Raw genomic sequence first — 15,785 nt, forward strand, 5'->3', positions numbered from 1 at the left:
GTGTGGCCCGATTATCGGGTCGGCTCAGGCCCATGGCACACTGGTCAATCGGCCACCGGTTCCGGTTCACGCCCGAGCCCGTCGCGTACGGCGCGACGAGCGATGACGGCGACCCGGCGACCACCAACGAGAGGACCGAGGCGAGATGAAGGCAAACATCCACCCGGAGTACGTGACCACCGAGGTCAGCTGCTCCTGTGGCAACACGTTCACGACCCGCAGCACCGCCAAGGGCGGGGCGATCCACGTCGAGACCTGCAGCGCCTGCCACCCGTTCTACACCGGTAAGCAGCGCGTTCTCGACACCGCCGGCCGGGTCGCGAAGTTCCAGCAGAAGTACGCCAAGGTTCAGGCCAAGAAGGCCAAGTAGCTCCACGTTCGGCGCCCGCGTCCGGTTTCGCACCGGACGCGGGCGCCGTCCGCGTTCCACCCCGTTTTCGCCCGGCTGTCGGCAGGTCCGTCCGGCCCGGCAGCCGTACCGTCGAAGGAGCATCCGCAGCATGAGCAGCGAGCGTCTGGCCGGCCTCCTCGACGAGTACGCGGAGCTGGAGAAGCGGTTGGCCGATCCGGCCATCCACGCCGACCAGGCCACCGCGCGTCGGGTCGGCCGTCGGTACGCCGAACTGGTGCCGCTGAACAAGGCCGCCGGCGAGCTGGAGCAGGCGCGCGCCGACCTGACCGCGGCCCGCGAGTTGGCCGCCGAGGATCCGTCCTTCGCCGGTGAGGTGGAGTCGATCGCGGCGTCCCTGCCGGTGCTTGAGGAGCGCCTCGCGGAGCTGCTCATTCCGCGTGACCCGCACGACGCCAAGGACGTGATCGTCGAGATCAAGGCCGGCGAGGGCGGCGAGGAGTCGGCCCTGTTCGCCGGTGACCTGCTGCGGATGTACACCAGGTACGCCGAGCGGCACGGGTGGATCACCGAGGTGATCGACGCGCAGGACTCCGACCTGGGCGGCGTCAAGGACGTCTCACTGTCGATCAAGACCAAGGGCGTGCCGGACGGCGGTAACGGCGTCTGGTCGAGGCTCAAGTGGGAGGGCGGCGTGCACCGGGTGCAGCGTGTCCCGGTCACCGAGTCGCAGGGCCGGATCCACACGAGCGCGGCCGGGGTGCTGGTGCTGCCGGAGGCCGAGGACGTCGACGTCACAATCGACCAGAACGACCTGCGGATCGACGTGTTCCGGTCGTCCGGGCCGGGCGGTCAGTCGGTGAACACCACCGACTCGGCGGTGCGGATCACCCACCTGCCGACCGGCATCGTCGTCTCCTGCCAGAACGAGAAGTCCCAGTTGCAGAACCGGGAGCAGGCGATGCGGATCCTGCGTGCCCGGCTGCTCGCCGCCGCCCAGGAGCAGGCCGACGCCGCCGCCTCGGACGCCCGCAAGGCGCAGGTCCGTACGGTGGACCGCTCGGAGCGGATCCGCACCTACAACTTCCCGCAGAACCGGATCACCGATCACCGGATCGGCTACACGGCGTACAACCTTGACCTGGCGCTCGCCGGTGACCTGGACGGGGTGCTGGACGCGTTGGCCGAGGCCGACCGCGCGGCCCGCCTGGCCGGCGACACCGAGCTGACCCGCCGCTGACCAACCCTGCCCGGTCCCCGTCCCCGTCCCCGTCCCCGTCGATCATGGGGTTGTGGTGGGCGGTTTGTCGCGTCCTGGGCCTTTGATGAGGCACCACAACTCCTTGATCGACGCGAGGTCTCGCGGTCAGCTCGCGCGGGGGCGTGACTTGGCGCGCAGCATCTCCCGATCGGCCTGCTCGAAGGCGATGCTGAGCGCGTCGCGCAGCCCGCCGCCGCCGGAGACCTCGGCGAAGCCGATGCTCACCCCGACCGGCGTGCCCGGCACCAGCGACTCCCAGTCCTCGGCGTGCACCGCCGCCTCGATCCGGCGTGCCACCTCGGCGGCCTCGACCATGCCGGTGTCCGGCAGCACCACGACGAACTCGTCGCCGCCGTAGCGGGCCACGAAGTCGCCCCGGCGCATCACCCGGTTGATCACCCCGGCGATGCGTTGCAGGACCAGGTCGCCGGAGTGGTGCCCGTGCCGGGTGTTCACCGCCTTGAAGCCGTCCAGGTCGCAGACGCCGATCACCACCCGGTCGCCCCGGGTGACCACTGCGGTGATGTACCGCTCCAGCCGGCGCCGGTTGGGCAGCCCGGTGAGCGGGTCGGTGAGCGCCTCACCCTCGTACCGTGCGGCCTCCCGGCGCATCTCCTCGTGGTCGATCCGGGCGGCGATGCCGTCGATGTAGACGTCGCGGAGCCGGTCGTTGCGCTGGGCGGCGAGCCGGAACGCCAGCCGGTCGGCCCGGTGCGCCGCCGAGTGGTCGCCGGCCCGGGACAGGGCGATGCTGCGCAGCCGTGCGGGTTCGGCAGCGCCGAGCGTCTCGGTGGCAACCTGGATGGTGTCCAGTCGGGTGACCGCCTCGATGGGCCGCCCGTCGGCCACTGCCAGGCAGACCATCCCGAGTTGCCGCAGGTCGCGGGCACGCGCGCTGTCCCCGCCGTGGCTGATCAGGCGGGCCGGCGCGGTGTCGCCGGACAATCCCACCGGGTCGCCGAGTGCCGCCTGCCGTGCCGCCGAGTAGCCGTACGCGGCGAGGCTGCTGGGGCGCAGCTTGCCGGCCCGCCCGGTGCGGACGAAGCGGGCCAGATCGGCGGCGACGTCCCGGAGCACCCGCAGACACCCGTCGCTGTCCCCGTTGTGGTCCAGTGCCACCGCGTTGCGCAGTCGGATGCCCGGCGCGGCGAACGTCTCCTCGGGGATGCCGGCGGTCAGCCCGAGCTGCCGGGCGCGTTCGATCGCGCCCAGGGCGTACCCGTGGAAGCTGAGGTAGCTGTAGGCCATCGCGAGGTCGTGCCAGCCCCAGGCGGTGTCCCGGTCCGGATCCTCCACGGCGCCGAGCATCCGGGCGGCCTTGACCAGGTGGGTGACGCAGCGGTCCAGGGCGCCCTGGTGGTGCGCGGCGAGGGCGGCAAGCGCGTTGAGGTGCCCGCGCAGGTAGGGCTCGTTGAGGTCGCGGACGGCCGCCGACGCCTCCTCGATGGCCCGGGTGAACTCCGCCGTCCGGCCGAGATTGATCAGCGCGGAGAGGCGCTGCACCATGGCGTCCGCGCGTGCCGCCGGGTCGTTGGTGGTGCGGATCACCCGGTCCAGCAGGGTGTACGCCTCGGCGGAGCGGCTGGCCTCCTGCAATGCCCGGGCACGCGTGAGGGCGTCAACCTGGTCATCGACCCGGTCGAGCCAGCCCACTCACAACCTCCTGTCGTGTGCGCCTCGACAACGTCCGTTCGTGGCGTCGCCGGTGACGCTTCATGATTATGTCGTGAGCACTTTGCCGCAACACCCCTCCGAAGGGACAGGGCCCCTCCGTCCGTCCGCCGCCGTGGGTCGGGCCGCCCGGGCGCTCGCCGCTGCGGGCGTGGGTCCGGCGCGGGTGGAGGCCGAGCTGTTGACCGCGTACGTGCTGGGGGTGCCCCGGGGCCGGCTGGCGCTCGCCGACGACCTCAGCGATGACCAGCTCGCCCGGCTCGATGGGTTGGTCGAGCGCCGCGTCAGCCGGGAGCCGTTGCAGCACCTGACCGGTCGGGCGGGTTTCCGGCACCTGGAGCTGGCGGTCGGACCGGGTGTCTTCGTGCCCCGCCCGGAGACGGAGCTGCTGGCCGGCTGGGGCATCGAGCAGAGCCGAGGGCTGCCCGACCCGCTGGTGGTGGACCTGTGCAGTGGTTCCGGCGCTATCGCCTTGGCGGTGGCCCAGGAGGTGCCCGGCGCGCGGGTGGTCGCCGTGGAGCGGTCCCCGGCAGCGCTGGCATGGCTGCGCCGCAACGCCGCCGAGCGGGCCACGAAAGGTGACCGCCCCATCGAGGTGGTCGAGGCCGACGTGACAGCACCGGACCTGCTTGCCGATCTGGTCGGTCGGGTGGACGTGCTGCTCTGCAACCCGCCGTACGTACCCGTTGAGGTGGTGGTGCCGCCGGAGGTTGCCGGGCACGATCCGACGGAGGCGGTGTTCGGCGGCGCGGACGGCCTCGACGTGATCCGACCGGTGCTCGCCCGGGCTGCGGCGCTGCTGCGGCCGGGCGGCGTCATCGGGGTCGAGCACGACGACACGCACGACGTGGCGGTGCCCGCGCTGCTCGCCGGGAGCGGCTGGTTCACCGCCGTCGACGAGCATCGGGACCTCACGGGCCGCCCCCGGTACGCCACCGCGTCCCGACGGGCGGACGGCCAGCACGCCGCGTCCGGCCGGGCGTGGCAGACTGACTCCTCGTGATGCTCTACGACTGCCGGTCGCCCGCCGATCGTGACCGCGGCATCGCTGCGGCCATCGAGGCGGTCAAGAACGGCGAGCTTGTCGTCCTCCCGACGGACACTGTCTACGGAATCGGCGCGGATGCGTTCACGCCGTACGCGGTGAAGGCTCTGTTGGACGCGAAGGGCCGGGGCCGGCAGATGCCGCCGCCGGTGCTCATCGGGTCCCGCCACACCCTCGACGGCCTGGTGTTCTCGCTGCCCACTGCCGCTCGGGACCTGGTGGAGGCGTTCTGGCCGGGCGCGCTGACGATCGTCGTCGAGCACTCGCCGAGCCTCCAGTGGGACCTGGGCGACAAGTCGGGGACGGTCGCGGTGCGGATGCCGCTGCACCCGGTGGCGCTTGAGGTGCTGCGGGAGACCGGCCCGATGGCGGTCTCGTCGGCGAACAAGACGGGCCAGCCGGCGGCGGTGACCGCCGAGGAGGCCCGCGACCAGCTCAGCTACTCGGTGCGGGCGTACCTGGAGGCCGGGCCCTGCCCGGACCCGGTGCCGAGCACGATCGTGGACCTCACCGGCGACGTGCCGCAGCTACTGCGGGCCGGTGCGATCCCGTTGGAGAAGCTGCGCGAGGTGGTTCCGGATCTCGTCGACACCCAGGGGGTCTGAGTGCCCCCGTTCACCGTCCTGCACGTCTGCATGGGCAACATCTGCCGCTCGCCGATGGCCGAGCGGCTGCTCGCCCTCGCGGTGCGGGAACGGTTGGCGCGGCGTGGGGAGGACCCGGCGCGGGCTGAGGAGTTGCTGCACAGCCACAGCGCGGGGACGGGCGGCTGGCACGCGGGCGAGGAGATGAACCCGCCGGCGGCCCGGCAGGTCATCGGCCGTGGCGGGGCCGTCGAGGGGTTCGCGGCGCGCAAGCTGCGCTCGGACCACATCGACGCCGCCGACCTGGTCCTGACGGCCACCGCCGACCAGCAGGAGTACGTGGTGGCGCTGCGCCCAGACGCGGCAGCCCGCACGTTCGTGCTCGGTGAGTTCGGCCGGCTGCTGGCCGCTGTGGACGTCGCCGCGCTGCCGGTGGCGCAGGCCACCCCGGAGGGGGTGTACGCCCGGGGCGTGGCCCTGGTAGCGGCGGCCAACGACAACCGGTTGGGCGCCTCGGTGCTGCCCACCGACGATCTTGACGACCCGTGGGGCCGTGGTGACCAGTGCTTCAGCCGGGTCGCCGACGAGATCGAGGAGACGGTCCACCCGCTGGCCGCCGCGCTGCTGCCCTGAGCGACGTGCGAGTTTTCTGCGGGTTTGGGGAAAACCAGGGGCGAAAGGGGCGTTCCGGGTCATTCTGAACGGGTCCTAGTGTGACCGGCTCCTGCGGGGAGAGCTGATGATCCGGGCCCGACTCGACAAACTACTGACCGTGGTGATCGCCGGCGTGCTTGCCGGACTGGTGCTGGCCGGAGCCGCCCTGCCTGCGGCCCTTGTCTTCGGGATCGGCTTCAGCGCCCTGTCCACGCCGTACTCGGAGCTGCCGAACACGCTCCGCACGCCACCCACAGCCCAGCGGTCCAACCTCTACGCCAGCGACGGCACCACACTGATCACGTCCTTCTACCAGGAGGACCGGGTGGACGTGCCGCTGCACGAGGTCGCCCCGGTGATGCGCCAGGCCATCGTCGCCGCCGAGGACGCCCGCTTCTACAAGCACAGCGGGGTCGACCTGCGCGGCGTCGTACGCGCGTTCACAGTCAACAAGCGCGACGGCCGCACCCGGCAGGGCGCCTCCACGCTGACCATGCAGTACGTCCGCAACGTGCTCGCCAGCGACCCCCGGCTGACCGAGGGGCAGCGCCGGGCCGCCACCGAGGTCACCACAGCCCGCAAGCTCCAGGAGATGCGGTACGCTCTCGCGCTGGAGCGGGAGCTGAGCAAGGAGGACATCCTCACCCGCTATCTGAACATCGCCTACTTCGGCGCCGGGGCGTACGGGATCGCCGCCGCCAGCAAGCGCTACTTCTCCCGGTCGCCGGCCGAGCTGACCCTGGCCCAGGCAGCGCTGCTGGCCGGTCTGGTGCAGTCGCCGGACAGCGACGACCCGATCAACGGCGACGCCGACAGTGCGCTGGAGCGCCGGGCGTACGTGCTGGAGCGGCTTGTGGAGTCCGGCCAGGTGGCGGCCGACGCGGCCGAGGCGGCGCGGGCCGAGCCGATGGAACTGCGACCGAGCGAGACCCCCAACGACTGCACCGGGGTGCCCGACGGGCACAACGACTGGGGCTTCTTCTGCGACTGGTTCACCCGCTGGTGGAGCAGCCAGCCGGCGTTCGGGTCGACGGCCGACGAGCGGCAGCGCACCCTGCGCCGGGGCGGCTTCTCCATCGTCTCCTCGCTGGACCCGGCGGTGCAGCGGGCCACCACCGAGCAGGTGTTGAAGATCTACAAGCCGACCAACGCGCGGGCGGTGCCGACCGCTGTGGTGCAGCCCGGCACCGGGCGGGTGCTGGCGATGTCGGTGAACCGCGCCTACAGCGTGGACGACAACCCGCTCGGGCAGAAGAACCACCCGAACACCGTCAACCAGCTCGTCGCCGGCGGCGGGGCGATCGACGGCTACCAGGGCGGCTCGACGTTCAAGCTCTTCGCCCTGCTGGCCGCGCTGGAGTCCGGCCTGCCGCTGTCGACCGAGTTCACCGCACCGAGCCAGATCATCACCCGGTTCCCGGTGACCGGGCAGGCAAGCTGCGACGGCCGCTGGTGCCCGTCGAACGCCAACCCGTCGTCGATGGACGGCCCCCGCACCATGTGGAGCGCCTTCGGCCGCTCGGTGAACACCTACTTCGCGTGGCTCACCGAGAAGGTCGGCGCCGACCGGGTTGTGGAGATGGCCGAGCGGCTCGGCATCGTGCTGCGCGCCGACCCCGACGAGCAGCTGGCCCGGTACGGCGCGAAGAACTGGGGCCCGTTCACACTGGGCGTGGCCGCTACGACCCCGCTCGACCTGGCCAACGCGTACGCCACGGTGGCGGCCGAGGGAACCTGGTGCGCGCCGCTGCCGGTGGTCTCGATCAGCGACTCGACCGGGCGGCCGGTGGATGCCGCCAAGCCGGACTGCCGGCAGGTCCTGGACACCGACGTGGCCCGGGCTGCCATCGACGCGTCCCGCTGCCCGGTGGGCGACCAGTCGATGTACGGGCGGTGCGACGGCGCCACCGCACCCGACCTGCGCGCCCGGCTCGGCCGCCCGGTGGCCGGCAAGACCGGCAGCTCCGAGCGGTACGAGACGGAGACGGTGGTGGCCTTCACGCCGCAGTTGGCTGTCGCCTCGATGGCGGCAAACCCCGACGATCCCCGCGATGCTGTCGGTCAGGCGGTGCAGGCCCGGATGGTGACCGCTGTTGGCGAGGTGCTAACCGCCGCCCTACGGGGCGAGCCGGTAAGAGATTTCGTCCCGCCAAGCGAACGAGCCGCCTTCCAGGTGACAGGCCCCCGCAACGGCAACTGACCCCGCCCCGCCCGCCCTCCCGCCCGCCCCGCCCGCCCATCCCTCGCGATCTTGCAGTTTCTGCCTCGGCAAAAGGGGTGGAAGCGCATAATCTGGCGACCGAAAGTGCAAGATCGCGGGGGTTGGGGACAGGTCAGGGGAGTTCTTCTGCGCCTCGGGCTATGTTGCGGGCCATTCCTCCGAAGACCAGCGCGTGGAACGGTGCCACCGATCCCCAGTAGGCGTGCCCGGCCAGCCCTCGGGGCAGGAAGACCGCGCGCTGCTGATAGCGGCTGCGCCCGTCGTCGGCGGGCAGCACCCGCATCTCCAGCCAGGCCCGGCCGGGCAGGCGCATCTCGGCGCGCAGCCGCAGCAACTCGCCCGGGATGATCTCCTCAACCCGCCAGAAGTCCAGTGCCTCGCCGACCTGTAGCCGGTGCGGGTCGCGCCGGCCGCGGCGCAGCCCCACTCCGCCGACGAGCCGGTCCAGCCAGCCACGGATCGACCAGGCGAGCGGGAACGAGTACCAGCCGTGCTCGCCGCCGACGCCCTCGACGACCCGCCAGAGGGCGGCCGGTGACGCGTCCACGGTCCGCTCCCGAAAGTCGGTGTACGTGGTGCCACCGGACCAGTCCGGGTCGCTGGGCAGCGGCTCGGCGGGGGCGTCCGGGCCGCTCGCGTTCGACCAGCGGGTCTCCACCTGGGCGTCGCGAACCTTGGCCAGCGCCAGGGACACCGCCTTGTCGAAGCCGGTCAGCCCGCCGGGCGGATCGGGTACGTACCGCGCGATGTCGTGTTCGTGCGTGACCGCCTCGTGGATCAGGCTCTCCACGAGCGGGCGGGCGATGGCGTTCGGTACCGGTGTGATCAGGCCGACCCAGTGCGACGAGAGCGACGGGGTGAGCGGACGGACCGGCACGATGATCCGTCGGCGCAGCCCGGCCACCCGGGCGTAGCGCTGCATCATGTCGCGGAAGGTCAGCACGTCCGGTCCGCCGATGTCGAAGCCCCTGTTGACCTCCGGCGGCAGCGTGGCGCAGCCGGCCAGGTAGCGCAGCACGTCGCGGACGGCGATCGGCTGGATCCGGTTGCCCACCCACCGTGGGGTGACCATGGCGGGCAGCCGCTCGGTCAGGTAGCGCAGCATCTCGAACGACGCCGAGCCGGAGCCGATGATCACCGCGGCACGGAGCACGGCCGTGGGCACCCCGCTGGCCAGCAGGATCCGACCCACCTCGGCCCGGGACCGCAGGTGCGGGGAGGGGACCTCCGCGTCGGACGCCGGCTCTGGACCCCCCAGGTAGACGATCCGGCGTACGCCCGCCGCGCGGGCCGCTTCCGCGAAGTTCGTCGCTGCCTCGCGGTCGGCCGCCTCGAAGTCGGGGCGGCCGAGCGAGTGCACGAGGAAGTAGGCGACGTCCACGTCGGCGAATGCGGCGGGCAGCGTCTCCGGTCGGCTGAGGTCCCCCTCGACGATCTCGGCCGCCGAGGCCCACGGCACGTCACGCAGCCGCACGGCCTTACGGGCCAGGCAGCGTACGGAGTGACCGTCGGCGAGCAGAAGCGGCGTCAGTCGCCCGCCGATGTATCCCGTGGCACCGGTGACGAGGCATCTCACGGGTCCCAGTGTGCTGCCCTCTAGACTCGTTCGCTGTGGAGACCGAGACGAGCACCTTCTGGGGGCCGGATTTTGCGCAGCTCAGAGCCACCGATCCGGAGATCGCCGATGTGGTTCTCGGCGAGCTGGACCGGTTGCGGGGTGGTCTGCAGCTGATCGCCAGCGAGAATCTGACCTCGCCGGCGGTGCTTGCCGCGCTCGGTTCCACGCTCACGAACAAGTACGCCGAGGGTTACCCGGGCCGCCGCTACTACGGCGGTTGCGCGGAGGTGGATCGGGCCGAGGAGATCGGCATCGCCCGCGCCAAGGAGCTCTTCGGAGCCGAGCACGCCAACCTCCAGCCGCATTCGGGGGCGAGCGCCAACCTGGCCGCGTACGCCGCGCTGGTGCAACCGGGGGACACGGTCCTGGCGATGGACCTACCGCACGGCGGGCACCTCACCCACGGCAGCCGGGTGAACTTCTCCGGCAAGTGGTTCCACCCGGTCGGCTACCCCGTCCGGCCGGACACCGAGCTGATCGACTACGACGAGGTACGCGACCTTGCGCGCGCGCACCGACCCAAACTCATCATCTGCGGCGCGACGGCGTACCCCCGGTTGATCGACTTCGCGCGGTTCCGGGAGATCGCCGACGAGGTCGGCGCGTACCTGATGGTGGACGCCGCGCACTTCATCGGCCTGGTCGCCGGCCGGGCGATCCCGTCCCCGGTGCCATACGCCGACGTGGTCTGCGCCACCACCCACAAGGTGCTGCGCGGCCCGCGCGGCGGCATGATCCTGTGCCGTGAGTCGCTGGCCCAGCGGATCGACAAGGCGGTCTTCCCGTTCACCCAGGGCGGCCCGCTGATGCACGCGGTCGCGGCCAAGGCGGTCGCGCTGCGCGAGGCCGCCCAGCCCGAGTTCCAGACGTACGCCCGGCAGGTGGTCAGCAACGCCCAGGCGCTCGCTGCCGGGCTTGCCGACGAGGGGATGCGCCCGGTCTCCGGTGGCACCGACACCCACCTCGCTCTGATCGACCTGCGTGAGGTGGGGGTGACCGGCGCGGAGGCCGAGCGACGCTGCGACGCCGCGTCGATCACCCTGAACAAGAACGCCATCCCGTACGACCCACAGCCGCCGATGGTGGCCTCCGGCATCCGGGTGGGCACCCCGAGCGTCACCACCCAGGGCATGCGGGAGGGTGAGCTGCGGCAGGTGGCAGCCCTCGTCGCCCGTGTGGTGCGTACCGATCCCGGTGCACCGGGCGGTGCCGACGCGCTGTCCCGGATCGGCGCCGAGGTGGCCGAGCTTGTCGCGACGTTCCCGGCGTACCCCCGATGAGCGAGCCACGGGCGGGTGAGCCGGGCGCGATCCGGGTCCGACTGCCGTACCTTCGCTTTACGCTGCTGAGTTGTGCGGTGCTGGCGGTGCTCGCGGTCCCGCTCGCGGCGATCCTGTGGGGCGCCGAGGGCGCCGCCGGAGCGGCTGCCGGGATCGCGTTGGTGGTGGTGAGCTATCTCATCTCCGGCTTCTCGGTCGCCTGGGCGGATGCCATCAACCCACGCATGATCATGTCCGTTGGGCTTGTCACCTACGGCGTGAAGATCGTGATCCTCGGTCTGGCCATGTCAGCCATCGCGGCCACCGGTTGGGGTGGTTTACGGGTCATGGGCGGCGCCGTCATCCTGGCCGTGGTGGTCTGGACCGGAGCCCACCTGACCTGGGCGCTGCGGTCTCCGCTGCCGACATTCCGGTCGCGGCGCGACTAATCACGTCCGATTGCGGGCTCCTCAGCGGACGATTGTCGGCAATTTGCCGGTCCCGTCGGGCTGCCTCGGCGGACTTGACGGGAGTAGCCTTGGCGACGGTTGACGCGCCCGTAGTGCGACCCGCACGCTGCCCGCAGTGTGGGGGGTGCCGCACACCCTGGCGCAGGCAGGCTGATATCGTTCGCGGCGTCATGGCCGACGACCTTCACCCCAAGAAGTCCGATGAGCACTCATCGGAGGGCGTTGCCGGCACCGTTCTTGGCTATCTCATCGCCGGAATTGTGGTGTGGGGTTTCCTCGGATGGCTAGCGGGACGCCTTATCGGATTTCCCACGGGCATCGGGATCGCCACGGGCATGATGTTCGGCGCAGCCGGAGCGATCTACCTGATCATGAAGAGGCTCGGTGCTTGAGTTCCAGCACACGCGGGTCTGTCGAGTGCGGAGGATGACACGGTGAGTGGACAGCTCGTCGCCGCCGAGGGGCTTCCTTGGCCCCCCAGCGTCGGAGATTTCTACCCGCCGAACGTGGCCGGCCCCTGGGTCACCAAGTTCGGGATCATGATCTGGCTCGCGGTCGCGTTGCTGATCATCTTCTTCATGGTCGCCTACCGGAAGCCAAAGCTGGTTCCCGGTAAGGCCCAGTGGTATGCGGAGTCGGTCTACGGCCTGGTTCGGGACAACATCGCCCGCGAGCAGATGGGCAATGCGGGCATCCGCTTCGCGCCCTATTTCACGGTGCTCTTCAGCTTCATCCTGCTGACAAACATCTTCAGCATCGTGCCCGGGTTGCAGATCTCGCCCAACTCGCACATCGCCTTTCCGATCGTGCTCTCCGCCATCTCCTACGTGATGTACCTCTACATCGGCGTCCGGAAACACGGCTTCGGCAAGTACCTGAAGATGATGCTGATCCTGCCCGGCGTTCCGTGGCCGATGCACTTCCTGCTGATCCCGATCGAGTTCCTGCAGAACTTCATCGTCCGGCCGGTCACCCTCGCCCTGCGGCTCTTCGCCAACATGTTCGCCGGCCACCTGCTGCTGCTGGTCTTCACCGTCGGCGGGTTCGTGATGCTCGCCTCGGACAGCATCTTCGTCCAGGTGACCTCGGTCTTCTCCTTCGCCATGGCGATCGTGATGGCCTTCTTCGAGGTCCTGGTCGCGGTGCTGCAGGCATATGTCTTCGTCACACTGAGCGCCAACTACGTCGGGTCGTCGCTGGCCGACGAGCACTGAGACCCGCTCGGCGGGTCACCCGGCCCACCAAGCTTCTGGATACGACCGCGTACGCGTGAGAGTTCACGCGTTAACTAGGAGGAATACCCGCAATGGACGTTCTCGCCGCCATCAACGGTAACGTCAACACCATCGGCTACGGCCTCGCCGCCATCGGCCCCGGTATCGGCGTCGCCCTGGTCTTCGCGGCCTACATCCAGTCGAGCGCCCGTCAGCCCGAGTCCGCCGGCTTCAACCGGACCTGGCTCGTCCTGGGCTTCGCCCTGGTCGAGGCGCTCGCCCTGTTCGGCCTGGTGCTCGCCTTCGCCGTCAACTGACCGTCCGTACTTCGACCCGGAGGTCTGACATGTATCTCGCTGCGGAAGGCGCGCACAACCCGATCCTGCCGATCTGGCAGGAGATCGTCGTTGGTTCGATCTCCTTCGCCCTGCTCGTCTTCGTCCTGCTGAAGTTCGTCATGCCGCGCATGGAGGCGATGTACCAGGCACGGGTCGATGCGATCGAGGGTGGCCTCAAGCGTGCGGAGGCGGCCCAGGCCGAGGCGAACCAGCTGCTCGAGCAGTACCGCGCGCAGCTGGCCGAGGTGCGTACCGAGGCCGCCAAGATCCGTGACGACGCCCGCTCCGACGCCGAGGGGATCCGACAGGACATCCTCGCCAAGGCGCGGGAGGAGTCCGAGCGGGTTGTCGCCGCCGGCAAGGAGCAGCTCCTGGCCGAGCGCGCCACCATCGTGCGCGACCTGCGCGCGGAGGTCGGCGGTCTCGCTGTCGACCTGGCCAGCCGGATCGTCGGGGAGTCGCTCGCTGACGAGGCCCGTCGCAAGGGCACCGTCGAGCGCTTCCTCACCGATCTTGAGAGCGCGGGGGCCCGCTGATGCAGGCCGCCAGCCGGGAGTCGTACAAGGCAGCCGTCGAGCGGCTGGAGGCGTACACCCGCGGTGCTCAGCCGCAGGCGATCGCCGCCACCGCCGACGGCGTCCTCTCCGTCGCGGATCTGCTGCGGCGGGAGGTACGGCTGCGCCGGGCGCTCTCCGACCCTGCACGTTCCGGTACGGATCGCGCCGGCCTGCTCGGCACCATGCTGAGCGGCAAGGTCGACGAGCAGGCACTCGACCTGACCAGCTCGTTGGTCGCCAACCGCTGGTCGGCACCGTCGGAGTTGCTCGACGGCACCGAGCGGCTCGGTGTGGAGGCGCTGCTCGCCAGCGCCGACGCCACCGGTGACCTCGGTGAGGTGGAGGACGAGCTGTTCCGGTTCGGCCAGTTGGTCGCCGGGCAGCCGCAGCTCGCCACCGTGCTGACCGACCCGATCGCGCCGTTGGCTCAGCGCGCCGGGTTGGTTCGGGAACTGCTGGAGGGCAAGGCCCACCCGGTGACGGTCCGCCTCATCGAGGTGGCTCTCTCCGGGTTCGGTGGGCGCTCCTTCAGCGGTGCGCTCACCCGACTGGTCGAGCTCACCGCCGACCGGCGGGACCGGCAGGTCGCGTACGTGACAGTGGCCGCCCCGCTGGATGACGCGGAGGAGCAACGGCTGGGCGCTCGTCTCGCTGAGCTATACGGTCGGCAGGTCGACGTCAAGCAGACCGTCGACCCCGACATCCTGGGCGGCATGAGCGTCCGGGTCGGTTCCGATCTCTACGACGGGACGATCCTGCGCCGGCTCAAGGAGACTCGTAACGCGTTCGCCAAGCGCTGACGGCTTCCGCGAAGCACCTGAATGACAGACGCCATTCGGACCGGTCGGTACTAGGTATCCCCGGGCCCCTGAAATTTAAGGAAGCAGAGGATGGCCGAGCTGACCATCTCGACGGAGGAGATCCGCGGCGCCCTGGAGCGCTACGTCTCCTCCTATTCGCCCGACGTCTCCCGCGAGGAGGTCGGCACCGTCGCCGACACCGGTGACGGTATCGCCCACGTCGAGGGCCTGCCCTCGACCATGACCAACGAGCTCCTGGAGTTCGAGGACGGCACGCTCGGCGTGGCGTTGAACCTCGACGTCCGCGAGATCGGTGTCGTTGTTCTCGGTGACTCCGCCAAGCTGGAGGAGGGGCAGCGCGTCAAGCGCACCGAGCGGGTTCTCTCCGTTCCGGTCGGCGACGCCTTCCTCGGCCGCGTGGTCAACGCGCTCGGCGAGCCGATCGACGCGCTCGGCGACATCGCCAACGAGGGCTTCCGCGAGCTGGAGCTGCAGGCTCCGAACGTGATGTCCCGGCAGTCCGTCGACGAGCCGCTGCAGACCGGCATCAAGGCCATCGACGCGATGACCCCGATCGGTCGGGGCCAGCGGCAGCTGATCATCGGTGACCGGAAGACCGGCAAGACCACTGTCGCGCTGGACGCCATCCTCAACCAGCGGGACAACTGGCGCACCGGCGACCCGAAGAAGCAGGTCCGCTGCATCTACGTCGCCATCGGCCAGAAGGCCTCCACCATCGCCTCCATCAAGGGGCAGTTGGAGGAGGCGGGCGCGATGGAGTACACCACCATCGTGGCCTCCCCGGCCTCCGACCCGGCCGGCTTCAAGTACCTCGCCCCGTACACCGGCTCGTCCATCGGGCAGCACTGGATGTACGGCGGCAAGCACGTTCTGATCGTCTTCGACGACCTGAGCAAGCAGGCCGAGGCGTACCGTGCCGTGTCGCTGCTGCTGCGCCGCCCGCCGGGCCGTGAGGCGTACCCGGGTGACGTCTTCTACCTGCACTCCCGCCTGCTGGAGCGCTGCGCGAAGCTCTCCGACGAGCTTGGTGGCGGCTCGATGACCGGTCTGCCGATCATCGAGACGAAGGCCAACGACATCTCGGCCTTCATCCCGACCAACGTCATCTCGATCACCGACGGCCAGATCTTCCTGGAGACCGACCTGTTCAACCAGGGCGTCCGTCCGGCGATCAACGTCGGTACCTCGGTCTCCCGGGTCGGTGGCGCCGCGCAGGTGAAGCCGATGAAGAAGGTCGCCGGTTCGCTGCGGCTCAACCTGGCCCAGTACCGCGAGCTGGAGGCGTTCGCCGCCTTCGCCTCCGACCTGGACAAGACCTCCCGAGCCCAGCTGGACCGCGGTTCGCGCCTGGTTGAGCTGCTCAAGCAGCCGAACTACTCGCCGTACCCGGTGCAGGAGCAGGTCGTTACGGTCTGGGCCGGCACCGAGGGCAAGCTGGACGACGTCCCGGTGGGCGAGGTCCGCCGCTTCGAGTCGGAGTTCCTCCAGTACCTGCGGCACAAGCACGCGGGTGTGCTGGCCGGGATCGCCGACAACCAGTGGAACGACGACATCATCGGCTCCCTGGACAACGCGATCAGCGAGTTCAAGAAGGTCTTCCTCGGCAAGGAGGACGAGCCTCGGATCAACGACGCGCCGGCCAAGCCGCTCGAGGGTGACGAGAACCGCGAGACGGTGACCCGCTACCGCGACAGCGCGCCCGCCGGCCCGGCCGAGAGCTGAT

The 15,785-nt window shown here is 70.4% G+C and carries 16 protein-coding genes; 14 read left to right on the forward strand and 2 right to left on the reverse strand.

All coding sequences use genetic code 11. The features are described from left to right. The first annotated feature begins 145 nt into the window (after positions 1-145). Both rpmE and prfA read left to right on the forward strand, forming a co-directional pair. The gene (rpmE, locus tag ACLQ23_RS28625) at positions 146-370 is read left to right on the forward strand and encodes a 50S ribosomal protein L31 (RefSeq protein ID WP_007464546.1); all 225 of its coding nucleotides are present in this window, start codon (positions 146-148) and stop codon (positions 368-370) included. 130 nt (positions 371-500) lie between these two features. Further along, a complete protein-coding gene (prfA, locus tag ACLQ23_RS28630) occupies positions 501-1,589 on the forward strand; it encodes a peptide chain release factor 1 (RefSeq protein ID WP_355591284.1) in 1,089 nt (362 codons plus the stop codon). Positions 1,590-1,715: 126 nt separating this feature from the next. Here prfA and ACLQ23_RS28635 read toward each other — a convergent pair whose 3' ends face one another. Then, entirely contained in the window at positions 1,716-3,263 is a 1,548-nt protein-coding gene (locus ACLQ23_RS28635) for a GGDEF domain-containing protein (protein ID WP_355591287.1), read from the reverse strand. 73 nt (positions 3,264-3,336) lie between these two features. Here ACLQ23_RS28635 and prmC point away from each other — a divergent pair, with 73 nt between their 5' ends. The 4 genes from prmC to ACLQ23_RS28655 all read left to right on the forward strand — a co-directional run bounded on the left by prmC (position 3,337) and on the right by ACLQ23_RS28655 (position 7,764). Then, positions 3,337-4,284: a peptide chain release factor N(5)-glutamine methyltransferase gene (gene prmC / locus ACLQ23_RS28640; RefSeq protein WP_355631803.1), complete on the forward strand. Its 948-nt coding sequence runs from the start codon at positions 3,337-3,339 to the stop codon at positions 4,282-4,284. Beyond that, complete coding sequence (locus ACLQ23_RS28645; protein WP_053655680.1) at positions 4,284-4,931, forward strand: L-threonylcarbamoyladenylate synthase; 648 nt, start codon at positions 4,284-4,286, stop codon at positions 4,929-4,931. Before prmC ends, ACLQ23_RS28645 begins: the two co-directional genes overlap by 1 nt. Further along, positions 4,932-5,543, forward strand: a complete 612-nt coding sequence (locus ACLQ23_RS28650) for a phosphotyrosine protein phosphatase (protein ID WP_355591293.1) — start codon at positions 4,932-4,934, stop codon at positions 5,541-5,543. A 106-nt stretch (positions 5,544-5,649) separates the two neighbouring features. Continuing rightward, positions 5,650-7,764: a transglycosylase domain-containing protein gene (locus ACLQ23_RS28655; RefSeq protein WP_355631800.1), complete on the forward strand. Its 2,115-nt coding sequence runs from the start codon at positions 5,650-5,652 to the stop codon at positions 7,762-7,764. A gap of 133 nt (positions 7,765-7,897) precedes the next feature. On the opposite strand, the gene ACLQ23_RS28660 is transcribed toward ACLQ23_RS28655, so the two are convergent. Then, entirely contained in the window at positions 7,898-9,361 is a 1,464-nt protein-coding gene (locus ACLQ23_RS28660; protein ID WP_355591299.1) for an SDR family oxidoreductase, read from the reverse strand. 35 nt (positions 9,362-9,396) lie between these two features. Here ACLQ23_RS28660 and glyA point away from each other — a divergent pair, with 35 nt between their 5' ends. The 8 genes from glyA (at position 9,397) to atpA (ending at position 15,784) form a co-directional block, all read left to right on the forward strand. Beyond that, complete coding sequence (gene glyA, locus ACLQ23_RS28665; RefSeq protein WP_355591302.1) at positions 9,397-10,683, forward strand: serine hydroxymethyltransferase; 1,287 nt, start codon at positions 9,397-9,399, stop codon at positions 10,681-10,683. Next, complete coding sequence (locus tag ACLQ23_RS28670; RefSeq protein ID WP_355631798.1) at positions 10,680-11,111, forward strand: hypothetical protein; 432 nt, start codon at positions 10,680-10,682, stop codon at positions 11,109-11,111. Before glyA ends, ACLQ23_RS28670 begins: the two co-directional genes overlap by 4 nt. A 191-nt stretch (positions 11,112-11,302) precedes the next feature. Next, positions 11,303-11,524 (forward strand): hypothetical protein, encoded by a 222-nt coding sequence (locus ACLQ23_RS28675; RefSeq protein ID WP_355591308.1) that lies wholly within the window; start codon positions 11,303-11,305, stop codon positions 11,522-11,524. Positions 11,525-11,566: 42 nt separating this feature from the next. Then, the gene (gene atpB / locus ACLQ23_RS28680; RefSeq protein ID WP_355591311.1) at positions 11,567-12,346 is read left to right on the forward strand and encodes a F0F1 ATP synthase subunit A; all 780 of its coding nucleotides are present in this window, start codon (positions 11,567-11,569) and stop codon (positions 12,344-12,346) included. Between the two features lie 92 nt (positions 12,347-12,438). Beyond that, complete coding sequence (atpE, locus tag ACLQ23_RS28685; RefSeq protein WP_355591314.1) at positions 12,439-12,663, forward strand: ATP synthase F0 subunit C; 225 nt, start codon at positions 12,439-12,441, stop codon at positions 12,661-12,663. A gap of 29 nt (positions 12,664-12,692) precedes the next feature. Next, positions 12,693-13,220 carry a F0F1 ATP synthase subunit B gene (locus ACLQ23_RS28690; protein WP_355591317.1) on the forward strand — a complete coding sequence of 176 codons (528 nt, stop codon included), beginning with the start codon at positions 12,693-12,695 and terminating at the stop codon, positions 13,218-13,220. Then, the gene (locus ACLQ23_RS28695) at positions 13,220-14,041 is read left to right on the forward strand and encodes a F0F1 ATP synthase subunit delta (protein ID WP_355591320.1); all 822 of its coding nucleotides are present in this window, start codon (positions 13,220-13,222) and stop codon (positions 14,039-14,041) included. Before ACLQ23_RS28690 ends, ACLQ23_RS28695 begins: the two co-directional genes overlap by 1 nt. Before the next feature lie 90 nt (positions 14,042-14,131). Then, the gene (atpA, locus tag ACLQ23_RS28700) at positions 14,132-15,784 is read left to right on the forward strand and encodes a F0F1 ATP synthase subunit alpha (protein WP_355591323.1); all 1,653 of its coding nucleotides are present in this window, start codon (positions 14,132-14,134) and stop codon (positions 15,782-15,784) included. Position 15,785 lies beyond the last annotated feature (1 nt).

The sequence above is a fragment of the Micromonospora sp. DT41 genome (assembly GCF_049841715.1).
Taxonomy (GTDB): Bacteria; Actinomycetota; Actinomycetes; order Mycobacteriales; family Micromonosporaceae; genus Micromonospora; species Micromonospora profundi.